At 56.1% G+C, this 24,663-nt stretch carries 29 protein-coding genes; 13 read left to right on the top strand and 16 right to left on the bottom strand.

What is annotated here, in order from left to right; genetic code table 11:
• Positions 1-23 precede the first annotated feature (23 nt).
• Positions 24-926, bottom strand: coding sequence for a LysR substrate-binding domain-containing protein (locus tag L370_RS06810; protein WP_023335273.1), 903 nt, complete (start codon positions 924-926; stop codon positions 24-26).
• A 145-nt stretch (positions 927-1,071) separates the two neighbouring features.
• On the opposite strand from L370_RS06810, the gene L370_RS06815 reads away from it, so the two are divergent.
• Entirely contained in the window at positions 1,072-2,286 is a 1,215-nt protein-coding gene (locus L370_RS06815; protein WP_023335272.1) for an MFS transporter, read from the top strand.
• Positions 2,287-2,359: 73 nt separating this feature from the next.
• Here the strand turns inward: L370_RS06815 and flgL are convergent, their stop codons facing one another.
• The 11 genes from flgL to flgB all read right to left on the bottom strand — a co-directional run bounded on the left by flgL (position 2,360) and on the right by flgB (position 12,214).
• The gene (gene flgL / locus L370_RS06820) at positions 2,360-3,313 is read right to left on the bottom strand and encodes a flagellar hook-associated protein FlgL (protein WP_023335271.1); all 954 of its coding nucleotides are present in this window, start codon (positions 3,311-3,313) and stop codon (positions 2,360-2,362) included.
• Positions 3,314-3,327: 14 nt separating this feature from the next.
• A complete protein-coding gene (gene flgK / locus L370_RS06825; RefSeq protein ID WP_023335270.1) occupies positions 3,328-4,968 on the bottom strand; it encodes a flagellar hook-associated protein FlgK in 1,641 nt (546 codons plus the stop codon).
• A gap of 75 nt (positions 4,969-5,043) precedes the next feature.
• Entirely contained in the window at positions 5,044-5,997 is a 954-nt protein-coding gene (flgJ, locus tag L370_RS06830; protein WP_023335269.1) for a flagellar assembly peptidoglycan hydrolase FlgJ, read from the bottom strand.
• Positions 5,997-7,094 carry a flagellar basal body P-ring protein FlgI gene (locus tag L370_RS06835; RefSeq protein WP_023335268.1) on the bottom strand — a complete coding sequence of 366 codons (1,098 nt, stop codon included), beginning with the start codon at positions 7,092-7,094 and terminating at the stop codon, positions 5,997-5,999. The genes flgJ and L370_RS06835 overlap by 1 nt, the downstream gene beginning before the upstream one ends.
• Before the next feature lie 12 nt (positions 7,095-7,106).
• Entirely contained in the window at positions 7,107-7,805 is a 699-nt protein-coding gene (gene flgH, locus L370_RS06840) for a flagellar basal body L-ring protein FlgH (RefSeq protein ID WP_023335267.1), read from the bottom strand.
• Positions 7,806-7,862: 57 nt separating this feature from the next.
• Positions 7,863-8,645, bottom strand: a complete 783-nt coding sequence (flgG, locus tag L370_RS06845; protein ID WP_008500810.1) for a flagellar basal-body rod protein FlgG — start codon at positions 8,643-8,645, stop codon at positions 7,863-7,865.
• Positions 8,646-8,656: 11 nt separating this feature from the next.
• On the bottom strand, positions 8,657-9,412 hold the full coding sequence (locus L370_RS06850) for a flagellar basal body rod protein FlgF (RefSeq protein WP_023335266.1): 756 nt from the start codon (positions 9,410-9,412) through the stop codon (positions 8,657-8,659).
• Between the two features lie 20 nt (positions 9,413-9,432).
• On the bottom strand, positions 9,433-10,641 hold the full coding sequence (flgE, locus tag L370_RS06855) for a flagellar hook protein FlgE (protein ID WP_023335265.1): 1,209 nt from the start codon (positions 10,639-10,641) through the stop codon (positions 9,433-9,435).
• Positions 10,642-10,667: 26 nt separating this feature from the next.
• Positions 10,668-11,378, bottom strand: a complete 711-nt coding sequence (gene flgD, locus L370_RS06860; RefSeq protein WP_023335264.1) for a flagellar hook assembly protein FlgD — start codon at positions 11,376-11,378, stop codon at positions 10,668-10,670.
• A gap of 11 nt (positions 11,379-11,389) precedes the next feature.
• Positions 11,390-11,794, bottom strand: coding sequence for a flagellar basal body rod protein FlgC (gene flgC, locus L370_RS06865; protein ID WP_008500814.1), 405 nt, complete (start codon positions 11,792-11,794; stop codon positions 11,390-11,392).
• Between the two features lie 3 nt (positions 11,795-11,797).
• Complete coding sequence (gene flgB, locus L370_RS06870) at positions 11,798-12,214, bottom strand: flagellar basal body rod protein FlgB (protein WP_023335263.1); 417 nt, start codon at positions 12,212-12,214, stop codon at positions 11,798-11,800.
• Positions 12,215-12,371: 157 nt separating this feature from the next.
• Here flgB and flgA point away from each other — a divergent pair, with 157 nt between their 5' ends.
• The 3 genes from flgA (at position 12,372) to flgN (ending at position 13,848) form a co-directional block, all read left to right on the top strand.
• Positions 12,372-13,031, top strand: coding sequence for a flagellar basal body P-ring formation chaperone FlgA (gene flgA, locus L370_RS06875; protein WP_023335262.1), 660 nt, complete (start codon positions 12,372-12,374; stop codon positions 13,029-13,031).
• A gap of 93 nt (positions 13,032-13,124) precedes the next feature.
• On the top strand, positions 13,125-13,418 hold the full coding sequence (gene flgM / locus L370_RS06880) for a flagellar biosynthesis anti-sigma factor FlgM (protein WP_023335261.1): 294 nt from the start codon (positions 13,125-13,127) through the stop codon (positions 13,416-13,418).
• Between the two features lie 4 nt (positions 13,419-13,422).
• On the top strand, positions 13,423-13,848 hold the full coding sequence (flgN, locus tag L370_RS06885; protein ID WP_023335260.1) for a flagella biosynthesis chaperone FlgN: 426 nt from the start codon (positions 13,423-13,425) through the stop codon (positions 13,846-13,848).
• Between the two features lie 59 nt (positions 13,849-13,907).
• On the opposite strand, the gene murJ is transcribed toward flgN, so the two are convergent.
• The 4 genes from murJ to rimJ all read right to left on the bottom strand — a co-directional run bounded on the left by murJ (position 13,908) and on the right by rimJ (position 17,743).
• Positions 13,908-15,443 carry a murein biosynthesis integral membrane protein MurJ gene (gene murJ / locus L370_RS06890; RefSeq protein ID WP_023335259.1) on the bottom strand — a complete coding sequence of 512 codons (1,536 nt, stop codon included), beginning with the start codon at positions 15,441-15,443 and terminating at the stop codon, positions 13,908-13,910.
• A gap of 129 nt (positions 15,444-15,572) precedes the next feature.
• Positions 15,573-16,496 carry a Gfo/Idh/MocA family protein gene (locus L370_RS06895; protein WP_023335258.1) on the bottom strand — a complete coding sequence of 308 codons (924 nt, stop codon included), beginning with the start codon at positions 16,494-16,496 and terminating at the stop codon, positions 15,573-15,575.
• Positions 16,497-16,498: 2 nt separating this feature from the next.
• On the bottom strand, positions 16,499-17,149 hold the full coding sequence (locus tag L370_RS06900; protein WP_023335257.1) for a YceH family protein: 651 nt from the start codon (positions 17,147-17,149) through the stop codon (positions 16,499-16,501).
• Positions 17,150-17,158: 9 nt separating this feature from the next.
• Positions 17,159-17,743 carry a ribosomal protein S5-alanine N-acetyltransferase gene (gene rimJ, locus L370_RS06905; protein WP_008500822.1) on the bottom strand — a complete coding sequence of 195 codons (585 nt, stop codon included), beginning with the start codon at positions 17,741-17,743 and terminating at the stop codon, positions 17,159-17,161.
• Positions 17,744-17,979: 236 nt separating this feature from the next.
• On the opposite strand from rimJ, the gene mdtH reads away from it, so the two are divergent.
• From mdtH to L370_RS06945, 9 genes are all read left to right on the top strand, one after another.
• Positions 17,980-19,188, top strand: coding sequence for a multidrug efflux MFS transporter MdtH (gene mdtH, locus L370_RS06910; RefSeq protein WP_023335256.1), 1,209 nt, complete (start codon positions 17,980-17,982; stop codon positions 19,186-19,188).
• Positions 19,189-19,311: 123 nt separating this feature from the next.
• On the top strand, positions 19,312-19,872 hold the full coding sequence (locus tag L370_RS06915; RefSeq protein WP_023311126.1) for a lipoprotein: 561 nt from the start codon (positions 19,312-19,314) through the stop codon (positions 19,870-19,872).
• A gap of 126 nt (positions 19,873-19,998) precedes the next feature.
• Entirely contained in the window at positions 19,999-21,045 is a 1,047-nt protein-coding gene (gene pyrC / locus L370_RS06920) for a dihydroorotase (protein ID WP_023335255.1), read from the top strand.
• Positions 21,046-21,119: 74 nt separating this feature from the next.
• The gene (gene dinI, locus L370_RS06925; protein ID WP_023335254.1) at positions 21,120-21,365 is read left to right on the top strand and encodes a DNA damage-inducible protein I; all 246 of its coding nucleotides are present in this window, start codon (positions 21,120-21,122) and stop codon (positions 21,363-21,365) included.
• Between the two features lie 274 nt (positions 21,366-21,639).
• On the top strand, positions 21,640-21,894 hold the full coding sequence (bssS, locus tag L370_RS06930; protein ID WP_008500827.1) for a biofilm formation regulator BssS: 255 nt from the start codon (positions 21,640-21,642) through the stop codon (positions 21,892-21,894).
• Between the two features lie 116 nt (positions 21,895-22,010).
• Positions 22,011-23,129: an N-methyl-L-tryptophan oxidase gene (gene solA / locus L370_RS06935; protein WP_023335253.1), complete on the top strand. Its 1,119-nt coding sequence runs from the start codon at positions 22,011-22,013 to the stop codon at positions 23,127-23,129.
• Between the two features lie 60 nt (positions 23,130-23,189).
• Positions 23,190-23,303 (top strand): YceO family protein, encoded by a 114-nt coding sequence (locus tag L370_RS0122045; protein ID WP_032638658.1) that lies wholly within the window; start codon positions 23,190-23,192, stop codon positions 23,301-23,303.
• 207 nt (positions 23,304-23,510) lie between these two features.
• Complete coding sequence (locus L370_RS06940) at positions 23,511-24,077, top strand: cytochrome b (protein ID WP_023335252.1); 567 nt, start codon at positions 23,511-23,513, stop codon at positions 24,075-24,077.
• Between the two features lies 1 nt (position 24,078).
• A complete protein-coding gene (locus tag L370_RS06945; protein ID WP_023335251.1) occupies positions 24,079-24,657 on the top strand; it encodes a YceI family protein in 579 nt (192 codons plus the stop codon).
• Positions 24,658-24,663 lie beyond the last annotated feature (6 nt).

Genomic DNA, 24,663 nt, shown 5'->3' with positions numbered 1-24,663 from the left:
GCCGACCTTAGGGTCGGCTTTTTTTATGGCTGCTGCACGGGCTTTCTCATCCCGGTGACCGCCGGCATGACCTGCCGCATCAACTCCAGAAAACGCCGCAAGCGTGCCGGATAATAACGGGACCAGGGGTAAACCAGATGCACCGGTAACGCCGCTGGCTGCCAGTCTGGCAGCAAATGCACCAGCCGCCCTTCCCGAATATCATCCTGTACCGTCCAGCTGGATACCACCGCCACGCCAAGGCCGGTGAGTGCCGTGTTGCGTGCAACATACAGGCTATCGGTGCTGAGGCGTGGGGTAATCGCCACTCGCGCGGTGGCCGGTGATGCATCGTGAAAAAGCTCCACATGGCGCTGGTAGAAAGAGCTGATCGCTATCCAGGGAAACTGCTGCAAATCCTCCGGCGTGGTCACCGTTGGAAAACGGGCCAGCAGCGCCGGTGAAGCCACCACCGAGCGCGGCACTTCCGCCAGCAGCACGGATACGGTCGCCGGATCGACCTCCACGCCCACCCGAATAGCACAGTCAAGGTTGTCGCCGAGGAAATCGGCCGAGCGATCGTTAAGCATCCACTCAATTGAAAGCTGCGGATAGCGTTGCAAAAATTCGGTTACGGGTTTCAGAAGCTGATCCTGACCAAACGCGTGGGGTGCCCGCACCCGCAGCACGCCTACGGGCTCATCTTCCGTCTGCCCCACCTCATCCTCCAGCGCCAGCCAGCTGTCAATCACCCGACGAGCGTGCTGATAGCAGCGCTCGCCGTCATCCGTCAGCCGCGTCGTGTGGGTGGTGCGCAATATCAGGCGCACCCCCAGCATAGTCTCCAGCGACTGTAACCGTCTGCTCACCGTGGCCTGGGTGGTGGCCAGCTGCCGCGCCGCCGCAGAGAGGGAACCCGCCTCCACAATGCGGACAAACGTCCGCATTAACTCCACCCTGTCTATACGCTCAGCTCTTTTCATCGCATTTTCACTTATACGTTCAACGTATAAGTGTTTTACCACCGGGCCCGCTACCGTCGCAAGGCGTACTGATAAAAAATAGCCTCACACGACGAATGAGGAACATCTTATGAACACAACAACCGCCGCCCATGCCGTGAGCCGCTGGGTAATCTTAATGCTGGCGATAGGTGCAGGTTTTAGCGTGGCATCTATCTATTATGCCCAGCCTCTGCTGCCGCTGATGGGCGCAGACCTTCACCTGAGTATCGAAGGAATGGGCCTGGTCCCGACCCTCACCCAGGCGGGATATGCCCTGGGGATCCTGTTCCTGCTACCGCTCGGCGATCGCCACGACCGCAGGACGTTAATCCTGATAAAGAGTGCGGCGCTGGCGCTGTTTCTTCTCGGCTGTAGCCTGACCGGGCAGATCCATTCCCTGCTGCTGGCAAGCCTGCTCATCGGCATGGCCGCCACCATGGCACAGGATATTGTCCCTGCCGCGGCGATTCTTGCGCCAGAAGGTAAACAGGGGAAAACCGTGGGCACGGTAATGACCGGGTTGCTGATGGGTATCTTATTATCAAGAACCGTAAGCGGCGTGGTGGGTGAAGCGTTTGGCTGGCGCGTCATGTACCAGCTGGCGGCGGCGAGCATTGCGTTCATCGGGGTGATGATGTGGTTTGTGCTTCCCCGTTTTGCCATTCACTCCACGCTGAGCTATCCCGCGCTGATGCGCTCAATGGAACATCTGTGGCGTCGCTATCCGGCACTGCGCCGTGCGGCGCTGGCTCAGGGTTTTCTGTCGATTGCCTTTAGCGCCTTCTGGTCTACGCTTGCGGTCATGCTGCTGGAGCGCTATCACCTGGGGAGTGCCGTAGCGGGGGGTTTTGGTATTGCAGGTGCCGCCGGTGCGTTAGCCGCCCCGCTGGCAGGCGGGCTGGCGGACAAACTTGGCGCGGGAAAAGTCACGCAGATGGGTGCCGTTCTTGTGACCGTCTCATTCGCCCTGATGTTCCTGATGCCCGCCCTGGGGGTTCATGGACAGCTGATGCTGATCGCCGTCTCTGCCGTCGGGTTCGACCTGGGTCTGCAGTCCAGCCTGGTCGCTCACCAGAACCTGGTATACGGCCTTGAGCCGCAGGCGCGGGGTCGTCTCAATGCCCTGCTCTTTACGGTGGTCTTTATCGGGATGGCGCTGGGTTCCGCGTTAGGTAGCAATATCTACTCGCTGGCTGGCTGGACGGGCGTGGTCGCCCTGGCGACAGTCTGTGGCATCATTGCGCTGGTCATCCGTCTGATTGAAAGCGCACGTGTCGCCTCCGTACCGGCGGAAGTTGCATAAAAAAATGCCCAATCCAGATGGATTGGGCAGAAAACATGTCCAGTTTCAAGACATGTTCTAAGAGGTCAAGATGTTATTTGTTCAGCTGGAACAGAGACATGCCCTGCATATCGCTAAACGCTTTATAAGACGCCTGCAAGGCCGCCTGCTGCATGGTGTAAGAGGAAATCGCTTCGTTCCAGTCAACATCAACCAGGTCGCTCATCTGCTTGGTCTGACCCAGGGCGCGGTCATCACCCAACGTATCGAGTTTTTCCAGCTCGTTCATCTTGGTTCCCACATCCGCTACGACCGTCAGGACATTGTTCTGGGAATTTTTGATGCCGATTTGCGCATTGGCTATCACCTGGCTTTGCGCCGTTGCGGCAGCAGGATCGTTCTCAATCGGTGTCTTCAGCGACGCAATGGCCGAATCGAGGATTTTGAACATGTTTGTTTCGCCATATCCACCGCCAGGCAGCTCTTCCGCATTACTGGTAATGCTGTTAAAAATCTGCTGACCGGTATGGCTAATCGCCATATTTCGCGCCGTATCGACCTGCTGCGTGATGGCCTCAGTGCCGCCGTTGTAATCTCCGGTCGCGGCATCAAACGGTGCGCTCTCGGTTTTGTATCCCGCAAAGATAAAGCGACCATTACCATCCGTCGTGTTGGCCAGGTTCATCAGCTGATCGCGGATCCCCTGAATATCGGTGGCCAGAGAAAGACGGTCGTCATCGCTTAACGTGCCGTTCGAGGCGTAAACCAGCTTCTCGCGCACGCTTGAGATCGCGGTGTTCACCTGGCTTAACACGTTATCTTCCAGTGAGACCTTCTGCGTCGCAAAGGTACGCGCGAGGGCAAACTGGCTGTTTTGCGACTGAGATTGCGACAGAACGATGGCCTGCGACGCGGCGATAGGATCGTCGGACGGGCGGTTGACGCGCTTGCCGGTGGACATCTGCTCACCGTAGCTCAGCCATCTGCTCTGGGAATCGGTGATCCCACGCATATTCTGTTCGTACATCATCTGGGTGCTAATGCGCATTGTTCACCTCAACCTTAACGAATGTTGATAATTGCATCGAAGAGCGTACTGGCAGTTTGTAGAACCTGGGCATTGGCCAGGTAATACTGCTGATAACGCTGCAAATTGCCATACTCTTCGTCGAGGTTTACCCCAGAGATGGTCTGCTGCTGCTTGGTTAACTGTGTTTCCACATTGGCTTTCGTCTGGCTACTCACCTTCAGAGACGCCGTGGTGCTACCGACGGTACTGACCAGAGAGGCATACGCGTCGTTGAAGGTTTTGTTGCCCCCCACCACTTTAGCGTTTTGCAGGTCGAGCAGTTTTTGGCCGTTACGGTTGTCGCTTTCACCGCCGTTCTGCACCGACGCCATCGCCAGTTTAGACTCGTCGCTGATCGCCAGATCCATATTCATGATGACGTTGGAAACAGGCTTCACGGTAAAGCTGTCTTTGGTATTTGCCGTGCCGCTCACATTGACGTTAAGGCCATCAAACGACAGATTGCCGCTGGCATCCGGGGTCATCGTAAAGCTGGTTTTGTCTGACGTGCGGGTGACGGTCCAGTCGGTGCCGTTAAATTGCAGCTTATAATCTGTTGCCTGAACTTGTTTACTGTCCGCCACAGATGCCGTGACAACAGCGGAACCACCATTCTTGCTGTTGGAGAGCACCGCCGGAGAACCAAAGTCGAACAGCTTACCGCCCGCATCACCGTTAGCATCAAAACCGGCTTCATGCTGCGTGTTCATCGCATCGGCAAAGGCCAGTGCCATCTGGTTCAGGCTGTTACGGGCTTTATCGAGATCTTCAGAACGGAAGGTCAGTAAACCACCTAAAGAACCGGTGGTGATAAGTTTTTCCGGGATCTCAATATTGCCCGACACGTCATCGACATAGGCGATAGTGGTACGAGCCGGATCGGCGCTGGACTTCACGGCCGCCAGCTGGCTGGCTTTGCTGCCCTGCACCAGGCTGTAACCGTTCCCAAGAGAGATATTAAACGTGCCGCTATCCTGTACGGAGACTTCCACACCCACGATTTTGTTCAGTTCAGTCACGAGCTGATCGCGCTGGTCAAGAAGATCGTTAGGTGACGCGCCCGCGCCAACGCCGGTCAGCCGGGAGATCTGATCGTTCAGATTCGCAATCTGTGCCGCGTAGTTGTTGATCTGAGACACGCTGCTTGAGATGGCGGTATTAACCTGCGCATCCTGGTCACGGAGATACTGATCGTTGGTTTTAAACTGATTGACCAGACCACCCGCTTTACCCAGCACCGTCTGACGTGCCGCCGGGTCTTCCGCGTTGCTCACCAGGGTTTGCAGGCTTTTGAAGAAGTCCTGCAGCGTGGTGGAGAGCGAGTTGGTGGTATCGGAGAGCACATCGTCGATTTTTGACATCTGCTGATAGCGCGTCGTCAGACCGCTGCTCTGCGTCTGCGCGGCGCGCAGCTGGTTGGTGATGAAAGCGTCATACTCACGCTGGACACCGGAGACATACACCCCGTTACCCACCCAGCCACCGCCGGTCAGCGTGCTGTTAGAGGCACCCAGCACGGTCGTCTGGCGGGTGTAACCTGCCACGTTGTAGCTTGAAATATTATTACTGACGGTATTGAGTGCCGACTGCGCGGCACTGAGGCCACTCATGGCGCTGTTAATCAAACTGGACATGGGGGTTCCTTTTATACGTTCAGACACGAGTCCTGATGAAAGTTATCGGCAACCGCCACCGGGACTTGAGAACTTTCAGAACAGATTTTCAATATCTGTGCTATAGGCTTTGCTGACCTTCTCGCCCATGGATTTCAGCTGCTGAATCATGCTGGTGAGCTTGCGCGCATAGTTCGGGTCGGTCGCGTAGCCTGCGTTTTGCAGAGCCTGCGCCCCCTGCTCCGCCGTCGCCGCCTGCGTTACGGCGGTATAGCGCGGATTTCGGCTTAGCAGGCCCACATAATCTGACAACGCTTCCAGATAAGAGCTGTAGACGCGGAATTTTGCTTTGACCTTCACCGCCGCACCGTTCTCGTACTCGGTGGTGGTAATTTCCGTCGTCGGCCCCTTCCAGCTGGAAGTGGCTTTCACGCCGAAGATGTTGAAGCTCGGCTCGCCGTTTTCCTTGCGGATCTGGCGCTGACCCCAGCCCGACTCCAGCGCGGCCTGTGCCAGAATCAGGTGATGCGGCACGCCGCTCTGCTGGCTGGCAAGGCGCGCAGGCAGCGAAAGCTGCGCCAGGAAGTCTTTGCTGTCACCCGAGAGCGGCTCATCGCTACCGTCCGTCGCTTTCGGTATGGCTTTACGGACCAGCTGCGTCAGCGCCTGGTTCTGATAACTGGTCACCGTTTCCAGATCGAACTTCATCGGCACCTGCTGCGGCGCGTCCTCAGGCTGGATCCCCTGCGCGGCTGCGGTCTGTTTCACAATCATGTCAGCCAGACCGAGGCCTTTACCGGCGGTCATCTGCTGCGCAATCTGCTGGTCATACATGCTGGTGTAGAGACGCGTTGAATCGCTGCTGAACATCCCGTCTTTCGGCAGAGTTTCACGCATACTTTTCAGCATCATCTGTACAAACATCCCCTCCACCTGGCGGGCGACCGGGCGGATATTCGCCGCCGGGTCTTTTCCTGCTTTGGTTTTCAGTTCGTTGAGCGACTGGGCATCCCAGGCTGCACTGGTCAACAGTTTGCTATCGGTCAGCATTAGATGATTTCCAGTTTGGCGCGCAGGCAGCCCGCGCTTTGCATGGATTGCAGGATGGACATCAGGTCCATCGGCGTTGCCCCCAGGGCATTCAGGGCACGCACCACGCTGTTCAGGTTGGCGCTGGAGCGAACGCTCTGCAGCGACCCGCCGCTCTGACGCATATCAATCTGCGTTTGCGGTGTCACCACCGTCTGACCGCCGCCAAATGGCGTGTTCGGCTGGCTGACGTTCGCGGAGCGGTTAACCGTCACGGAGAGGTTACCCTGGGCGACGGCACAGCTGTCCAGCGAGACTTCCCGGTTCATGACCACCGAGCCGGTACGGGAGTTGATGATCACCTTCGCATCCTGTACCGGAACGTTCACTTCCATATTCTGGATATCTGCCAGCATACGCACCTGGTTGCTGCTGCCCGGGGAGGTACGGATCTGCACGGTACGCGCATCCAGCGCCGTCGCATTACCGTAGCCGCGGCTGCGATTGATGGTATCGGCAATTTGCTGCGCCATCGTGAAGTCTTCATTATTGAGCTGCAGGTTAATAGTATTGCCCGCGCCAAACTGGGTCGGCAGTTCACGCTCAATGATCGCCCCGTTGGTGATACGTCCACCGTTAAGCTGGTTCACCTGCACGCTGCTTCCGCCTGCGGATGCACCCGCCCCGCCAACCAGAATGTTCCCCTGCGCCAGCGCATAGACCTGGCTGTCAACGCCCTTCAGCGGGGTCATCAGCAGCGTACCGCCGCGCAGGCTTTTGGCGTTACCCATTGAGGAAACCACCACGTCAATGGTCTGCCCCTGACGCGCGAACGCCGGGTAGGACGCGGTGACCATTACCGCTGCCACGTTTTTCAGCTGCATGTTGGTTCCCGCCGGCACGGTAATGCCGAGCTGGGAAAGCATGTTGTTCAGGCTTTGGGTCGTGAAGGGCGTCTGGGTCGTCTGGTCACCGGTACCATCCAGCCCCACCACCAGGCCATAGCCAATCAGGGAGTTCTCACGTACACCCTGGACGCTGGTGAGATCGCGAATACGGTCAGCCTGGGCAAACGTTGCCACCAGCGCGAGCGCCACGGCGAAGATCGATTTAAACATGGGTCACCTCGCTTACATCGGCGATAAATTAAGGAAGAAGCGCTGCAGCCAACCCATATTTTGCGCTTCATTGATATAGCCGTTACCGACGTACTCAATGCGCGCATCCGCCACCTGGGTGGACGGAACGGTGTTGGTGCCGCTGATGGTGCGAGGGTTAACCACGCCCGAGAAGCGAATGAATTCAGTGCCCTGGTTGATGGCGATCTGTTTTTCACCCACAACGTGTAAGTTGCCGTTAACCAGCACCTGGTCAACCGTGACCGTCAGCGTGCCGCTGAAGGTGTTGCTGGCGTTCGCGCCGCCTTTACCATTGAAGGTGTTGCCGCCAGAGGCATCGACATCAGCACGCGCATTGCCGAACAGGCCCTGCAGATAGCGCGGTACGGTATCGAAGCCAAAATTCGTTTTGCCATCGCGGCTGGCATTCGCCGACGAGCTCTTGCTCGCGCTGACGTTTTCCTGCAGCACAATGGTCAATGTATCGCCGACGTTACGCGGGCGGCGATCTTCAAACAGCGGCTGATAGCCGTAATTAATCGGCTGCGCGGTCTGGAAAATGGAGCCGTTTACAACTGGCGCGGGGCCAGGAACGGGTTGGGCAGTCGTCGCACCCTGGACTAATGGTTTAGACGGGATCAAAGCACACCCGCTGAGGGTGACAGCCAGAACAGTCAGTATCGGATAACGAAACGCCGCGTTTTTTTGCATTGCCTTCATCTTCGAAAACAGGGAGCCGGTGCGGCGTTTACCGCACCGGGCTACACCTTAGAGTTGCGTCAGTTTCTGCAGCATCTGGTCGGTCGTCGACACTGCTTTACTGTTAATTTCATACGCGCGCTGAACCTGGATCATATTCACCAGCTCTTCCGCCACGTTCACGTTGGACGTTTCAACATAGCCCTGGTACAGCAGGCCCGCACCGTTCAGGCCCGGGGTGCTCTCATTTGGCGTACCGGAGGATTGCGTTTCGGTGTAGAGGTTCTCACCAATGCTTTCCAGACCGGTATCGTTCATGAAGGTGGTCAGGTTGAGCTGCCCAACCTGCACCGGCGCGGCCTGTCCCTGCTGGGTCACGCTGACCACGCCGTCACGTCCGATAGTAATGCTCAGGGCGTTCGCCGGGATGGTAATCGCAGGCTGAACCTGGAAACCGCCCGCCGTCACCAGTTGGCCGTTTTGATCCACCTGGAATGAGCCGTCGCGGGTATAGGCTGAGGTGCCGTCAGGCAGCTGTACCTGGAAGAAGCCCTGGCCTTTGATGGCTACGTCTTTACTGTTGTTGGTCTGTGACAGGTTGCCCTGGCTGTGCAGACGCTCGGTGGCCACCGGGCGAACGCCGGTACCGATCTGCAGGCCCGACGGCAGCGTCGTCTGTTCAGAAGACTGCGCGCCCGGCTGGCGGATGGTTTGATAAAGCAAATCTTCGAAAACGGCGCGCTGACGCTTGAAACCATTGGTGCTCACGTTTGCCAGGTTGTTGGCAATCACGTCCATATTGGTTTGCTGGGCGTCCAGGCCTGTTTTCGCGATCCATAAGGAACTGATCATAAGGAGTCCTGTTAACTCATAGCCAGAAGTTGGTTAGCCTTGCCCGCGTTTTCATCCACGCTGCTGATGATCTTCATCTGCATTTCAAAGCGGCGGGCGCTGGCGATCATGTCGCTCATGGCGGCTACCGGCTTAACGTTGCTGCCTTCCAGCACGCCCGACATCACGCGGATGCTCGGGTCGGCCTGTAGCGTGGCACCACGCATCGCCTGCGCCGCCTGGGTCAGACGGAACATGCCGTCATCGCCGCGCTGCACGTCTTTGCCTTCCGCTTTAACCAGCTTCAGACGTCCGACGGGCGCAACGGTATTGGCCGGATCGCCCGGGTTCAGCGCCGAAATGGTGCCGTCCGCGGCGATAGTCAGCTCCGAGCCTTCCGGCACGGTCAGCGGACCCGCTTCACCCATTACCGGATGCCCCTGAATCGTCAGCTGGCCCGTCGCGCTTACCTGGATATTGCCGTTACGGGTATAGCCTTCGCTGCCGTCCGCCGTTTGCACCGCCAGCCAGCCGTCCTGCTGCAGGGCAACGTCCAGCGGGCGTGAGGTGTAGTCCATCTGCCCTGGCGTCATATCTGCGCCAGGGGTTGATGCGGTGACCAGCGTACGGGTCGGCAGGGAGAGCCCTTCCACCGGGACCGCGCGCAGCGCATTAAGCTGCGCGCGAAAGCCCGGCGTAGAGGCGTTTGCCAGGTTGCTGGCGGTAACGGCCTGCTGATTGAGCGTCTGGCTTGCCGCGCCCATCGCGGTATATATTGCGTGATCCATTGCGCTTTCCTGTTAGCCGCTTAACGCAGGTTAACCAGCGTGTTGAGGATCTGGTCCTGGGTTTTGATGGTCTGCGCGTTCGACTGATAGTTACGCTGCGCGACGATCATGTTCACCAGTTCTTTACTCAGATCGACGTTAGAGGCTTCCAGCGCGCCGTTGGTCAGCGTGCCGAAGTTACCGCTTCCGGCCGTACCCAACAGCGCCACGCCGGAGGACTGGGTGGCAGACCAGACGTTGTCGCCTTCCGATTTCAGACCTTCGTTGTTGGCGAAGTTTGCCAGCACGATCTGGCCCAGAACCTGGGTCTGTTCGTTGGAGTAGTTACCGACCACAGTGCCGTCGTCATTGATTTGGTAGCTCACCAGGTCGCCTGGTTTAAAACCATTCTGGCTGGTCGCGACGATATTGTTCGCACCGGTGTTCTGCTGCATGGAGTTAGCAAAACTCATGGCGAAGGTCGCTGGCGTCGCACCAGGGATGGTCGCGGTAGTGATGTTGATATTTCCACCGCCGGTCAGCGTACCGTTATTATCGAAGGTCAGCGTGGTGGCCAGTGCCGCCGTGCTGCCTGCGACGCTACCGTCCTGGGCATACACTTTCCAGGAGTTAGCCGGGGTTGCATCTTTGACGTAAAACAGGTTCATGTTGTGCGCATTACCCTGGCTATCAAAGACGGTCACCGTACCTTTTTTGTTGTACGTGTCCGGGTTAGTCGGATCAAAGGCGGTAGTCGGTGCGGTATCGGTGGAATTCAGGTTAATCTGCTGGGAAGCCGTGGTGGTGGACTTCGCGGCCATCAACGTGGTCGGGATATTAATGGCCTGTGGGTTCGCCCCGGTCTGAACCGTTGATGGCGTTCCGGCAACCGGATAACCGGTTAACTGCATCCCCTGCATGTTCACCAGATTACGGTTTTCGTCCAGCTTGAACTGGCCGTTACGGCTGTAGAACACCGAGCCGTTTGCATCGACCATACGGAAGAAACCGTTCTGGCTAATGGCAACGTCCAGACCGCGACCGGTATTGGTAGTGGTGCCGTCGGTAAAGTCCTGAGTGATGCCCGCGACCTTCACGCCGAGGCCGACTTTGGAACCGGCAAACATGTCTGCAAAGGAAGCAGAACCGGATTTAAAACCATAGGTCGCGGAGTTGGCGATGTTGTTGCCAATGACGTCCAGGTTTGTGGCCGCAGCATTCAGGCCGCTGACCGCTTGAGAAAAGGCCATGACTTACTCCTGATAAGTGTTAAGGCTTAGATAATCTGCCGAACTTCGTCGAGTGTGGTGGTACCAGAGGTACCCAAATCCAGTTTGTTGCCGTCGCTACCTTTAATTACGCCCTGGACCAGCGCGAACTGCAGCGGCTGCGCCACCAGCTGGGTTGTCCCGTTGCTGGCGCTGATTGCCACTTTGTAGGAACCGTTCGGCGCTTTGGTACCGTCAGTCAGGGAGCCATCCCAGGTAAAGGTGTGAACGCCCGCCTTCAGTTCACCAATTTCGATGGTGCGAACCACCGCGCCGGTTGAGTCGGTGATCGTCGCGGTCACTTTGTCAGCCGGCTGCTGCAGTTCAACGCCAAACGGCGTGGTGGTCGTGGTGGTGTTGCCATCGGTGGTGCTGCTGCCCGCCAGGATCGTGGTACCCGGGATCATCACCCCGTGGCCAATCAGGCTTGCCGCCTGCAGAGACTGGGCGCTGTTAATCTGCCCGGAGACGGAACCGAGGGTGGTGTTCAGTTTCTCAATGCCGCTCACGGTGCTGATCTGCGCAAGCTGCGTAGTCAGTTCGTTGTTCTGCATTGGGTTAGTCGGGTCCTGGTTCTTAAGCTGCGCCACCAGCAGCGTCAGAAAGCTGCCCTGAAGGTCGGCGGCGTTACTCCCCGTCAGGGAGTTAGAACCTGTCGAACTGTTCGTGTTATTAACACCCGAGTTCGTAGGATCATTCACATTTACGGCGATGGACATGCATGTCTCCTTTACTGGCCGAGAGTGAGCGTTTTGAGCATCATGCTCTTCACGGTATTAAGCACTTCGACGTTGGCCTGGTAGCTGCGGGAAGCCGACATGGAGTTCACCATCTCACCCACCACATCCACGTTTGGCATCTTCACGTATCCGCTGGCATCCGCGAGCGGGTTACCCGGCTCATACACCAGCCTGTCCGGCGCCTGGCTCTCTACCACATCAGACACCTTCACGCCGCCAGTCGCCGCGCCTGGCGCAGCATCGACCTGAAAGACAACCTGTTTGGCACGATACGGCTGGCCGTCTGGTCCGGTTACGCTGTCGGCGTTCGCCAGGTTACTGGCAGCCACGTTCAGGCGTTTGGACTGCGCGGTTAATGCCGAACCGGCAATATCAAAAATATTCAGCAAGGCCATCTATCAGTTCCCCCCCTGCAGGACGTTCATCATGCCTTTGATTTGTCCGCCGAGTAGGGTCAGGCCCGTCTGGTATTTCAGGCTGTTATCGGCAAACTGCGTACGCTCCCGGTCCATATCCACGGTGTTACCGTCGAGTGAGGGCTGATCGGGAATGCGGTAAAGTAAATCGGTCGCTGGCGCGGTCATCGCCTGAGCAGGAATATGGCGAGAGGATGTCATGGCAAGTGCAACACCCGTTCCTTCGGCACGTCCACGCTCCATCACCTTTTTGAGTTCACTGGAAAAATCAATATCGCGCGCCTGAAACCCTGGGGTATCGGCGTTAGCGATGTTGGCGGCTAAAATCTCCTGCCGCTGGGCGCGTAAATTGAGCGCTTCCTGCTGAAAACGTAACGCGGCGTCGAGTTTATCGAGCATGTCTCCTCCGCTGATGGCAAAATTTCAGTTCATAGCTTAAATCTCACCCGGTCTCCCCTATCGACGGAATAAGCGCAAAATGCGTCGCTATTTATTGCGTTGATGCAAAACCACTGCAGGTAGAATTCATTCAACTCTGGAAACGGTGGAACTTGCGATGCAAACGTTAAAACGTGGCCTGATGGCAACCTTCTTGCTGTTTAGCCCTCTGGTACAGGCTGATGGCTTACAGGATCAGCTGACGGCTTTTTTTGCTGAAAAGCTGGCGGGCTTTAGCGATGAGGTTAACGTTACCGTGCGCACCCCACCGAATCTGTACCCGACCTGTGACCAACCGTCATTCAGCGTGACGGGGACCACCAGGCTGTGGGGGAATGTGAACGTGCTGGCACGCTGCGCCAACGAAAAACGCTATTTACAGGTTGCAGTTCAGGCGACGGGCAATTATGTTGTCGCCGCCGTGCCCATTGCGCGCGGCACCGTGCTGCAGACGAACAGCGTGACGTTAAAGCGCGGCCGTCTGGATGAGCTGCCTCCACGTACCATGCTGGAAATGAACCAGGCACAGGACGCCGTCAGCCTGCGCGATGTCGCCCCCGGCCAGCCGATACAGCTCTCGATGCTGCGTCAGTCGTGGCGGGTAAAAGCGGGTCAACAGGTGATGGTCGTGGCCAACGGAGATGGCTTTAGCATCAACAGCGAAGGGAAAGCGTTAAACAATGCCGCGGTGGCGCAAAATGCCCGCGTCAGAATGTCCTCAGGCCAGGTGGTGAGCGGAATCGTCGATTCTGATGGGAATATTCTGATTAACCTATAATCTTTTTAAAGATTTTGCGGCGCGTGCCGATAAATATTCCATTAATGATGATGTCAGGCGCAAACGCCGCGAACCCTCGATGAGGACAACACTATGAGCATTGATCGTACATCAGCCCTGAAGCCGGTAAGCGCTGTACAACCTCGCGAAACGAATGACGCGACGACGCAAAAAACGCGTCTGGAAAAGCCGTCAACGTCCAACAGCACCAGCGTAACCCTGAGCGACGCGCAGGCAAAACTGATGCAGCCAGGCAGCAACGATATCAATATGGAACGTGTTGAAGCGCTGAAAACGGCTATTCGTAACGGTGAGCTGAAAATGGACACCAGCAAAATCGCTGATGCCCTGATTCAGGAAGCACAGAGTTTCTTGCAGAGTAACTAACCGTATGAGTCGACTGTCAGAAATACTGGATCAAATGACGGTAGTCCTGAACGACCTGAAAACGGTAATGGACGCTGAACAGCAGCATCTCTCTTCCGGTCACATCAACGGCAGCGCGCTGCAGCGTATTACTGAAGACAAAAGTTCGCTTCTGGCAACGCTGGATTATCTGGAGCAGCAGCGCCGCGCTGAGCAAGATCCAAAGCGCAGCGCCAATGACGATATTGTTGAGCGCTGGCAAACCATTACCGCAAAAACCCAGCATCTGCGCGACCTTAACCAGCACAACGGCTGGCTGCTTGAAGGTCAGATTGAGCGTAATCAGCAGGCGCTTGAAGTGTTGAAACCGCATAAAGAAACCGGACTGTACGGTGCGGATGGTCAGACGGCGACTGCGCGTATTGCGGGAGTTAAAAAGATTTCGATTTGAAGCCTCAGCGACAAATCTTGCAATGGGGAGCACCATAAGGTGAACTCCCCTTTTGGCGTTTATGCCGTACGGCGGGCAAACTCTTTCACTTTGAAGCCCAGCACTGCCAGCGTGGCAAAGTAAGCCACCACCCCGACGCCTACCACGGCCATCAGCCGCATCAGACGGTAGGGCATGGTGCCCAGGGACCACTCCGGCATCACGTACATCATGCCGAGCAGCGCGGCAGACATCACCAGTACCGCAACGATCAGACGCACCAGGAAACTCCCCCAGCCCGGCTGCGGCGTGAAAATATCCTGCTTGCGCAGCTGCCAGTACAGCAGCCCGGCATTCAGGCAGGCCGCCAGACCAATCGATAATGACAGGCCGGCATGCTTCAGCGGACCAATAAACGCCAGGTTCATAAGCTGCGTCATAATCAGCGTCACAATGGCAATTTTCACCGGCGTTTTGATGTCCTGACGCGAGTAGAAGCCTGGTGCCAGCACCTTGACAACGATCAGCCCCATCAATCCGACCGAGTAGGCAATCAGCGCGCGCTGGGTCATGGCGGCATCAAAGGCAGTAAATTTCCCGTACTGGAAGAGCGACACCGTCAGCGGTTTAGCCAGAATACCCAGCGCCACCGCGCTTGGCAGGGCCAGCAGGAAGCAGAGACGTAACCCCCAGTCCATCAGGCGGCAATATTCATCATGATTGCCGCTGGCAAAACTCTTCGACAGCGACGGCAGCAGGATGGTCCCCAGCGCCACGCCCAGCACCCCGGACGGGAACTCCATCAGACGGTCGGCGTAATACATCCAGGAAACCGAGCCGGACACGAGGAAAGAGGCAAAGATGGTGTTGATGATAAGCGAGATCTGGCTGACGGAGACGCCGAGAATGGCGGGTCCCATCTGCTTGATCACGCGCATCGCCCCGGCATCTTTGAGATTAATGCGCGGCAGCACCAGCATGCCGATTTTTTTCAGATGCGGCAGCTGATACGCCAGCTGCAGCACGCCGCCGACGGTAACCGCCCAGGCCAGCGCCAGCACCGGCGGGTTGAAGTGCGGCGCGGCGAACAGGGCAAAACCGATCATGCTGACGTTAAGAAACGTCGGCGCAAACGCCGGAACAGAGAAGCGGTTCCAGGTGTTGAGGATCGCCCCCACCAGCGAGGCCAGCGAGATGAGCAGAATATAGGGAAAAGTAATGCGCAGCAGCTGCGAGGTCAGCGCAAATTTGTCAGCCGTATCGGCAAAACCGGGCGCGGTCACCATAATCACCCACGGCGCGGCCAGCATCCCGATGACGGTCACCACCGCCAGGGCCAGCGTCAGCAGCCCGGAGACATACGAAACAAATACGCGCGTCGCGTCTTCACCCTGTTTGCTTTTATATTCCGCCAGGATGGGAACGAACGCCTGGGAAAACGCCCCTTCAGCAAAAATACGGCGCAGGAGGTTCGGCAATTTAAACGCGACGAAAAAGGCGTCCGTTGCCATCCCTGCACCAAAGACCCTTGCCACAATGGCGTCGCGCGCAAAACCCAGCACGCGGGAAAACATGGTCATCGAGCTGACGGCTGCCAGCGATTTTAATAAGTTCATTAACGTGAATTTCCAGAACCATACGGATTTGTAGGCCAGGTAAGCGAAAGCGCCACCCGGCAAAGCCAACAAGCGGCGCTTAGTCTAACCTGATTTCAACGAATTACTATCCGCAGATGTTACAGCGAGTTATTCACTCATGGCTTCGCGCCAGAGCCTTTCCACAATGCGCTGCGCCATAATGGCCTGCTCGCCTGACGTTTCAGGAACCGTCTGATTTTGCACACAGGTAATAAAGTGGCGGGCGCATCCTGCAAAGCCGCGCTGCTCGAGGGTACTCTGCCAGCCGGGCGCCGGGAGCGTCACCACGCCGTTGCCCTTCTCTTCCCGCCACTCGCGCATGTCCGTAATGTCGTACAGCGCGCCGTCGGTCACCGCCTGCACGGATTCACGCTGACTTCCCGCCCGACGGTGCATGCTGGTGGTAATCTGAAGATGCTCAACGGCAAAGTGGTGTTCCGCGTAAACCATCTGCCCCTGATCGTTTGTCACCAGGGTACCGCTTTTCAGCAGCGCATTACCGTTGCTCAGCCACAGCGCCGTATCCACAACGTGCAGATAGTCATCCAGGAGGGTGAAGCGCAGATCGTTTGGCCCAATGCTGTCGGTACGGTGCTTATCCATGCGCAGCGAGGCGAGCGTGCCCGACTGCGCCTTCAGCTGCTGATAAAGCGGCGCGAAACGGCGGTTGAAGCCCACCATCAGCGTCAGGTTTTTGCGCGCGGCCAGCTCAATCAGCCGTTCGGCATCCTGAACATTTTCCGCCAGCGGTTTATCCACGCAGACGTGAACGCCCGCATTGAGCAACTCGCTCACCACCTGATAGTGGGTTGCCGTTGAAGTATGAACAAAGACCGCATCGCACTCGCGGGCCAAATCCTGCAGGGAGGCAGCATACGGAATGCGCCAGGTTTCGCAGATACGTTCTGCCTTTTCGCGGGTGGGTGACCATGCCCCTTGCAGAGTCCAGTCCGTCGCTGCACCTAAAACAGGCAGCCAGGCTTTTTGCGCGATGCCGCCCAGCCCCACCACGCCTACGCGTAATTTTTTCACCGTTAGTCTCCCAGGTGTGCCAGCAAGGCATCCAGACGCTGTTTCAGGCCGGCGACCTCGTCTTCCAGCGCCTCTACGCGCGCGGCAAGAGTGTCATTGCTTGCTGAGGATCCCGCGTCGCTCGCCACGGTCGCGGCATCCACGTCGCCGCTGAACAGGTGCATATAGCGGCTTTCACGTTTACCCGGCTCGCGCGCCAGACGCACCACGTAAGGACCGTCTTCACGAGAAGCCAGCCCTTCAAGCGTCTGCTCGACCTCCTGCATATCGCTGAACTCATGCATACGGGAAGCGCGCGTGCGCAGTTCACCCGGCGTCTGCGCCCCGCGCAGCAGCAGCGTAGCGATGACCGCCACTTCCGCACTGCTCAGCTTCAGGTCGCCAAATTCGGAGTTACAAAAGCGCTGTTCGTACTTGGTCACGCGGTTGCCAAAGCCGCTGACGGTGCGCAGATAGTGGCGTTTTACCAGCGCATCCAGCACGTCCTGAACGTCATGCTCGCTGAGGTTCATCACCGGCTCGCGGTTGGTCTTCTGGTTGCAGGCCATGGTTACGGCGTTGACGGAGAGTGGATACTGCTCCGGCGTGGTGACCTGTTTTTCGAGTAAGCACCCAATCACGCGCGCTTCGGTACCGTTTAGCTGATACTTCATCTTTTCTCCTTAACGACCTGCGGTCCAGTCCCGGGTGGTTAACGCCGTCAGAACGTGGTCGCGCCACTCTCCGTCTATCAGCAGATAGTCTTTGGCGTAACCCTCTTTCTCAAACCCTAAACGCGCCAGCAAATTGCCGCTGCGCTGATTATGCGGCATATAGTTCGCCATGATGCGATGGATATGCTGCGTGCGCTGCATATAGCGGATCGCCACCGTTAACGCCTCGTACATCAGCCCCTGCCCCTGCCATTTCTGGCCGATGGAGTAGCCAAGGTAGCAGGCGTGAAACGATCCGCGCACCACGTTTGAAAAATTGGCGATCCCGATAATCTCTTTCTCTTCAGGATCCAGCAGCGCGAAATAAAACGCGCTGCCCTGCTTGTGAAATTCCGTAATCATGCTGAGGCGCGCCTGCCAGCCGGAAGGGTAACAATGGCTCTCATCCCGAACGGGTTCCCAGGGTTTTAAAAACTGGCGATTCTCGGCGTAATAATCCGCCAGACGCCAGGCATCACGCTCATGCACCAGACGAACGACCAGCCTGTCCGTTGTCAGACGCACTTTTGGCACATTACTGCGATAGCCAAACATCGATACCACTCCTTCCCGTCACTTCTGCTTACCCATTAGCTTTACTATACCTGCGCCTGCGCCGTCTGTGAAAACAGTGACATACCATTTTGCCCTCTTTTCACACTTTTCGATGAGAACTCTCTATCAAAGCACCCTTTTGATAAAAAAATATTGTCACGCCCGGGGGTGGGAAAAAACCTGGCAACACCGCAGAATGTTAGCGTGCTCACCTTCTTATTTTCCCTGGAGGGAAAATGTCCCGCGTATCACAGGCCAGGAGCCTGGGTAAATATTTCCTGCTCGTCGATAACATGCTGGTCGTGCTCGGCTTTTTTGTCGTTTTTCCATTGATATCGATCCGCTTTGTCGATCAAATGGGCTGGGCGGCATTAATGGTTGGCATTGCCCTGGGGTTACGCCAGTTTGTCCAGCAGGGCCTGGGCGTCTTTGGCGGGGCCATCGCCGACCGCTTTGGCGCTAAACCGATGATCGTGACCGGTATGCTGCTGCGCGCGGCAGGCTTTGCCACGATGGCGATTGCCCATGAGCCCTGGCTGCTCTGGTTCTCCTGCTTCCTCTCCGGTATCGGGGGCACGCTGTTCGATCCGCCGCGCACTGCGCTGGTGGTGAAGCTTATTCGCCCGCAGCATCGCGGTCGTTTCTTCTCGATTCTGATGATGCAGGACAGTGCCGGGGCGGTTATCGGCGCCCTGCTGGGAAGCTGGCTGCTGCAGTATGACTTCCGTCTGGTCTGCGCGGCGGGAGCGGTGCTCTTTATTCTGTGCGCGCTGTTTAATGGCCTGTTCTTGCCCGCCTGGAAACTGTCGACGGTCAAAGCGCCGGTCCGGGAAGGGCTTGGCCGCGTCCTGCGCGACAAACGTTTTGTCACCTATGTGTTGACCCTGACGGGCTACTACATGCTGGCTGTGCAGGTCATGCTGATGCTGCCGATCATGGTTAACGACATTGCGGGCACGCCTGCTGCCGTTAAATGGATGTATGCCATTGAAGCCGCACTTTCCCTGACGCTGCTCTATCCGATAGCCCGCTGGAGCGAGCGGCGTTTTCGTCTGGAGCATCGCCTGATGGCAGGGCTGTTCCTGATGACGCTGAGCATGATGCCGATCGGCCTGGTGAACTCTCTCCAGCAGCTGTTTACCCTGATTTGCACGTTCTACATAGGGTCGATCATCGCCGAGCCTGCCCGCGAAACGCTGAGCGCTTCCCTTGCGGATGCACGTGCGCGCGGCAGCTATATGGGTTTCAGCCGGCTGGGGCTGGCGCTTGGCGGCGCATTAGGTTACGCCGGTGGCGGCTGGCTGTTTGATGCCGGCAAAGCGTTAAACCAGCCCGAACTCCCGTGGATGATGCTCGGCGTGGTGGGCTTTATGACGCTCCTTGCCCTGTGGTGGCAGTTCAGCCAGAAACGCAGCGCGAGCGGTATGCTTGAACCTGGCGCGTAGCCTTTCCCTCGGGCGGGAGCCCCTCCCGCCCCACTTCTCAGTTTTTTCTGCTGGTTTCTGCTAATTCACACTGACATACTGACGTAACAGGACAGAAGCGCCGATTTTTCGTTGAGGAACACTATGAAGAAAATTGTCTTTGCCGCGGCATTAGTTGTCAGCGGTCTGCTGGTGGGCTGTAACCAGCTCACGCAATATACCGTCAGTGAACAGGAAATTAATCAGGCGCTGGAAAAACATAATAATTTTTCTAAAGACATTGGCGTGCCGGGGCTGGCGGACGCGCATATCGTGCTCACGAATCTGACCAGCCAGATCGGACGTGAAGAACCAAACAAAGTCACCCTGGCCGGCGATGCGGATCTTGATATGTCATCCCTCTTCGGTAATCAGAAAGCCAACATCAAGCTCAAGCTGAAGGCGCTCCCCGTTTTCAACAAAGAAAAAGGGGCCATTTTCCTGCAGGAGATGGAAGTCGTCGATGCGCAGGTGTCGCCGGACAAGATGGCACCGGTTCTGCAAACCCTGATGCCCTATCTGAACCAGTCGCTGCGTAATTATTTTAACCAGCAACCCGCGTACGTCTTAAGTGAAGACAAAAGCAAGGGTGAAGCTCTGGCGAAAAAATACGCAAAAGGGATAGAGGTGAAACCGGGTGAAATTATCATTCCTTTCACCGATTAACCTGAAGGGCGCTGCGGCGCCCTTTTTTTTACGGAAAAGTGTGCAAACGAAAACGTTTCCGCTTATGATTTGTGTCCGGCAAAAACAGCCATCCTTATGACTGATTCCTGACAAGCCGGAGCTTCCATGACTGCACAACCCCAGGTTCTTAAAATCCGCCGCCCAGACGACTGGCATATCCATCTGCGTGATGGCGATATGCTGAAAACCGTCGTGCCTTATACCAGCGAAATTTATGGCCGCGCGATTGTCATGCCTAACCTGGTTCCACCAGTCACCACCGTCGATGCCGCGATCGCCTATCGCCAGCGCATTATGGATGCCGTGCCTGCGGGGCACGATTTTACCCCGTTGATGACCTGCTATCTGACCGACTCGCTGGACCCGAACGAAGTGGAGCGCGGGTTTAACGAAGGCGTATTTACGGCGGCGAAACTCTACCCGGCGAATGCCACCACCAACTCCAGCCACGGCGTCACCAGCATTGATGCCATCATGCCGGTTCTGGAACGCATGCAGAAACTGGGCATGCCGCTGCTGGTCCACGGTGAAGTCACGCACGCCGAGATTGACATCTTCGACCGTGAAGCCCGCTTTATCGAGACCGTGATGGAGCCTCTGCGCCAGCGCCTGCCCGCGCTTAAAGTGGTCTTTGAGCACATCACCACTAAAGACGCGGCAGAGTATGTGCGTGACGGCAACGATCTTATCGCCGCCACCATTACGCCGCAGCACTTGATGTTTAACCGTAACCACATGCTGGTAGGCGGGGTGCGCCCTCACCTGTACTGCCTGCCGATTCTCAAGCGCAACATCCACCAGCAGGCGCTGCGCGAGCTGGTTGCCAGCGGCTTCTCCCGCGCGTTCCTCGGCACCGATTCCGCGCCTCACGCCCGCCATCGTAAAGAGGCGAGCTGCGGCTGCGCAGGCTGCTTCAACGCCCCAACGGCGCTTGCCAGCTACGCGACCGTATTTGAAGAGATGAACGCGCTGGAACATTTCGAAGCGTTCTGCTCCCTTAACGGCCCGCGTTTCTACGGCCTGCCGGTCAATGACACCTTCATCGAACTGGAGCGTAAAGCGAGCCACGTTGAGGAGTCCATTGCGCTGACGGATGACACGCTGATCCCATTCCTGGCAGGCGAAACCGTCCACTGGACGGTAAAACGTTAAAAAATCAGTGCCCCTTGTTGTCAAATCGATAATATACCTGTATAAATAAACAGTATATTACACAGGGGGCATTTATGCGTATTGAAGTCACCATAGCCAAAACAACCGTTCTGCCTGCCGGCGCGCTTGATGCACTGGCCGGCGAATTATCCCGCCGTATTAACAACACTTTTCCCGACAATACCGGTGCCGTAACGGTACGTTACGCCGCGGCGAACAACCTCTCTGTCATTGGTGCTGCGAAAGAAGATAAAGACCGCATCAGCGAAATCCTGCAGGAAACGTGGGAAAGCGCAGACGACTGGTTTATCACAGATTAACACTGCTCCCTCATTGTGTTTTTTTGCCGGGTCGCCCCGGCTTTTTTTTGCCTAAAAATTCTGTAAGTTCAAATTAATTCGGCATCTTCTTTAAGAATCGTGAACAAGATGGTGTTTTATTGTTCGAACAATCCTAAAAAGCAGAAAAATGTGTTGCCACCTGTTTATTTTTCCCGTCGGAACCCTTATTACTTGGTATACTGAAGATGCTTTCAGAAAAACATGCATTGAACCTCAGAGCCGTTGTCTTCTAACACGCATTAAGGGGGTTATAATGGAAAAGAATAGTGAAGTGATCCAGACCCATCCACTTGTTGGCTGGGATATCAGTACCGTAGATAGCTACGATGCGCTGATGCTGCGTTTGCACTACCAGACCCCGAATCAACTCAACCGTGAAGAAGCGGAAGTTGGACAGACGCTGTGGCTTACAACAGACGTCGCCCGTCAGTTTATTTCTATTTTAGAGGCAGGTATTGCAAAAATAGAATCTGGCGACTATCAGGAAAATGAGTATAAACGGCACTAAGCTTATGCCCACTTTTCTCTCTACAGGCACCCTCGCGGTGCCTTATTTATTTCTCCCTTGTCTAACCCCGCGTTGTTAATTACTCTGCTAACAAAACATCAGTTTACGAGATGCATATGAGATACGACTTAATCATTATTGGTAGTGGCTCCGTGGGTTCCGCTGCCGGTTATTACGCAACGCAGGCGGGTCTGAAGGTCCTGATGATCGATGCCCATCTTCCTCCCCATGCGGAGGGTAGCCATCATGGCGATACCCGCCTCATGCGCCATGCATATGGAGAAGGTGAGCGCTATGTTCCGCTGGTGCTTCGCGCCCAGACGCTGTGGGACGAGCTGGCGAAACAGACCGAAGAGCGTATTTTCGAGCGCACCGGCGTCATCAACCTTGGCCCTGCCCATTCTGATTTTCTCGCCGGCGTTGAGCGCAGCGCGAGAGCCTTTAATCTCGATGTTGAGAAGCTGGACGCCACGGGCATTACCGCTCGCTGGCCTGAAATTACCGTCCCGGACGATTACATCGGCCTCTTTGAAGCCCACTCCGGCGTATTGCATTGTGAAACGGCGATCAAAACCTGGATCGATCTTGCCGCGAAAGCCGGCTGTGCGCAGCTTTTTAACTGTCCGGTAGAGACCATTACCCATGACGACAATGGCGTCACGGTAACGACTATTGACGGCGACTATTCAGCGTCCCGCCTGCTCGTCAGTGCAGGAACCTGGGTCACACGACTGCTGCCGGAACTGCCGATCCAGCCAGTACGCAAGGTCTTCTCCTGGTTCCAGTCGGATGGACGCTACAGCGCGCAGAATAAATTCCCGGCCTTCACCGGCGAATTACCGAATGGCGATCAGTTCTACGGCTTCCCTTCCGAGAAGGACTCGCTGAAAATCGGTAAACACAACGGTGGCCAGGCTATCGCCTCCCCTGAAGAGCGTAAGCCTTTCGGCGCCGTCCCACAGGATGGCTCAGAAGCCTTCTCGTTCCTGCGTACTATTCTTCCCGGCATCGGTGGCTTGCTGTATGGCGCGGCCTGTACCTACGACAACACGCCGGATGAAGACTTTATCATTGATACGCAGCCAGGGCATGACAACGTTCTGCTGATCACCGGGCTGAGCGGCCATGGCTTTAAGTTCGCTTCCGTGCTGGGTGAAATCGCCGCGCAGTTTGCCCAGGGTATCACGCCGCAGTTTGATCTGACGCCCTTCTCACTCTCGCGTTTTAACGGATAATCCGCCACGGGCTCCGGACGTCCCGGGGCCCGTTTCATTCACACCGTATTACGGGGCGTTATGCGCAGAATCGTTAGCTTTCTGATGAATAATATTCGCGAGCATTTCATGCTCTACATCTTATTGTGGGCGCTGCTGGCTATTATTGATTTTGTTTACATTGTATTTTATTGAAAAGTCGAACTGACAATAATTGACATTAACTTAGCTTTATTGAAACTCTCTATTTTACTTGCACGAAGACATTGAATTACCTTTATCGATCCCGTTCAAAATCGCTGAAATAAATAAAATAAAAATCAATAGACAATTATTTCAGTTGCAATATCCCATCTCCCCGTTCATTTTTACCCTTCGGTTAATTTGAAAATGGACATTCTGATGCAATTGCGTAACACCTCCCGGCGCTACGGAATAATATCCATAGGTTTGCACTGGATATTTGCTATTGCCGTCTACGGTATGTTTGGACTTGGGCTCTGGATGGTCACGCTCAGCTATTACGACGGCTGGTATCATCAGGCACCGGAGTTACATAAAAGCATTGGTGTTCTCCTGATGCTGGGGCTCATTTTTCGCGTGATCTGGCGACATATTTCCCCGCCGCCCGCCGCGCCGAGGACCCACGGTAAGATGACACGCGTCAGTGCGGTTGCCGCGCATATCGCGCTCTATGCGCTGCTCTTCGCCATTCTGATTAGCGGCTACCTTATCTCGACGGCAGACGGTAAGCCAATTAGCGTCTTTGGCCTTTTTGACGTCCCGGCAACGCTCAGCGATGCGGGCGCTCAGGCTGACACCGCCGGGGTCATTCACCTCTGGCTTGCGTGGAGCGTCGTGATCCTGTCCGTGCTGCACGGTCTTGCAGCCCTCAAACACCACTTTATTGATAAAGACGATACGCTAAAGCGCATGCTTGGCCGCTCGTCAGTTGACTCTGGAGCATAAAATGAAAAAACGCCTGCTGGGTATCGCATTGGGTTCTCTGTTATTCACCGCCGGTTCTGCCGTAGCGGCTGATTATAAAATTGATAAAGAGGGCCAGCACGCTTTCGTCAATTTCCGTATTCAGCACCTGGGATATAGCTGGCTATACGGTACCTTTAAGGATTTTGACGGCACATTCACCTTTGACGAGAAAAATCCTGCCGCCGACAAGGTCAACGTGACCATTAATACTAACAGCGTGGATACCAATCATGCTGAACGCGATAAACATCTGCGCAGCGGGGAATTCCTCAATGTCGGGAAATACCCACAGGCTACTTTCACCTCCACGGAAGTGAAAAAAGACGGTGATAAGCTGAATATTACCGGCAACCTGACGCTCAACGGCGTAACAAAACCGGTCACGCTTGATGCAAAATTACTGGGTCAGGGTGACGATCCGTGGGGTGGTAAACGCGCAGGATTTGAAGCGGCGGGCAAAATTCACCTGAAAGATTTTAATATCACAACGGATTTAGGCCCGGCGTCTCAGGACGTTGAGCTGATTATTTCCGTTGAAGGTGTCCAGCAGAAATCATAATAGATT

Source organism: Enterobacter sp. MGH 24 (assembly GCF_000493015.1).
GTDB lineage: Bacteria > Pseudomonadota > Gammaproteobacteria > Enterobacterales > Enterobacteriaceae > Enterobacter.
This window is presented reverse-complemented; position numbering and strand designations above follow the sequence as displayed.

Coding starts and splice junctions, on each gene's coding strand:
- L370_RS06810 (WP_023335273.1), bottom strand. CDS start 926: ATGCGGACGTTTGTCCGCATTGTGGAGGCGGGTTCCCTCTCTGCGGCG.
- L370_RS06815 (WP_023335272.1), top strand. CDS start 1,072: ATGAACACAACAACCGCCGCCCATGCCGTGAGCCGCTGGGTAATCTTA.
- flgL (WP_023335271.1), bottom strand. CDS start 3,313: ATGCGCATTAGCACCCAGATGATGTACGAACAGAATATGCGTGGGATC.
- flgK (WP_023335270.1), bottom strand. CDS start 4,968: ATGTCCAGTTTGATTAACAGCGCCATGAGTGGCCTCAGTGCCGCGCAG.
- flgJ (WP_023335269.1), bottom strand. CDS start 5,997: ATGCTGACCGATAGCAAACTGTTGACCAGTGCAGCCTGGGATGCCCAG.
- L370_RS06835 (WP_023335268.1), bottom strand. CDS start 7,094: ATGTTTAAATCGATCTTCGCCGTGGCGCTCGCGCTGGTGGCAACGTTT.
- flgH (WP_023335267.1), bottom strand. CDS start 7,805: ATGCAAAAAAACGCGGCGTTTCGTTATCCGATACTGACTGTTCTGGCT.
- flgG (WP_008500810.1), bottom strand. CDS start 8,645: ATGATCAGTTCCTTATGGATCGCGAAAACAGGCCTGGACGCCCAGCAA.
- L370_RS06850 (WP_023335266.1), bottom strand. CDS start 9,412: ATGGATCACGCAATATATACCGCGATGGGCGCGGCAAGCCAGACGCTC.
- flgE (WP_023335265.1), bottom strand. CDS start 10,641: ATGGCCTTTTCTCAAGCGGTCAGCGGCCTGAATGCTGCGGCCACAAAC.
- flgD (WP_023335264.1), bottom strand. CDS start 11,378: ATGTCCATCGCCGTAAATGTGAATGATCCTACGAACTCGGGTGTTAAT.
- flgC (WP_008500814.1), bottom strand. CDS start 11,794: ATGGCCTTGCTGAATATTTTTGATATTGCCGGTTCGGCATTAACCGCG.
- flgB (WP_023335263.1), bottom strand. CDS start 12,214: ATGCTCGATAAACTCGACGCCGCGTTACGTTTTCAGCAGGAAGCGCTC.
- flgA (WP_023335262.1), top strand. CDS start 12,372: ATGCAAACGTTAAAACGTGGCCTGATGGCAACCTTCTTGCTGTTTAGC.
- flgM (WP_023335261.1), top strand. CDS start 13,125: ATGAGCATTGATCGTACATCAGCCCTGAAGCCGGTAAGCGCTGTACAA.
- flgN (WP_023335260.1), top strand. CDS start 13,423: ATGAGTCGACTGTCAGAAATACTGGATCAAATGACGGTAGTCCTGAAC.
- murJ (WP_023335259.1), bottom strand. CDS start 15,443: ATGAACTTATTAAAATCGCTGGCAGCCGTCAGCTCGATGACCATGTTT.
- L370_RS06900 (WP_023335257.1), bottom strand. CDS start 17,149: ATGAAGTATCAGCTAAACGGTACCGAAGCGCGCGTGATTGGGTGCTTA.
- rimJ (WP_008500822.1), bottom strand. CDS start 17,743: ATGTTTGGCTATCGCAGTAATGTGCCAAAAGTGCGTCTGACAACGGAC.
- mdtH (WP_023335256.1), top strand. CDS start 17,980: ATGTCCCGCGTATCACAGGCCAGGAGCCTGGGTAAATATTTCCTGCTC.
- L370_RS06915 (WP_023311126.1), top strand. CDS start 19,312: ATGAAGAAAATTGTCTTTGCCGCGGCATTAGTTGTCAGCGGTCTGCTG.
- pyrC (WP_023335255.1), top strand. CDS start 19,999: ATGACTGCACAACCCCAGGTTCTTAAAATCCGCCGCCCAGACGACTGG.
- dinI (WP_023335254.1), top strand. CDS start 21,120: ATGCGTATTGAAGTCACCATAGCCAAAACAACCGTTCTGCCTGCCGGC.
- bssS (WP_008500827.1), top strand. CDS start 21,640: ATGGAAAAGAATAGTGAAGTGATCCAGACCCATCCACTTGTTGGCTGG.
- solA (WP_023335253.1), top strand. CDS start 22,011: ATGAGATACGACTTAATCATTATTGGTAGTGGCTCCGTGGGTTCCGCT.
- L370_RS0122045 (WP_032638658.1), top strand. CDS start 23,190: ATGCGCAGAATCGTTAGCTTTCTGATGAATAATATTCGCGAGCATTTC.
- L370_RS06940 (WP_023335252.1), top strand. CDS start 23,511: ATGCAATTGCGTAACACCTCCCGGCGCTACGGAATAATATCCATAGGT.
- L370_RS06945 (WP_023335251.1), top strand. CDS start 24,079: ATGAAAAAACGCCTGCTGGGTATCGCATTGGGTTCTCTGTTATTCACC.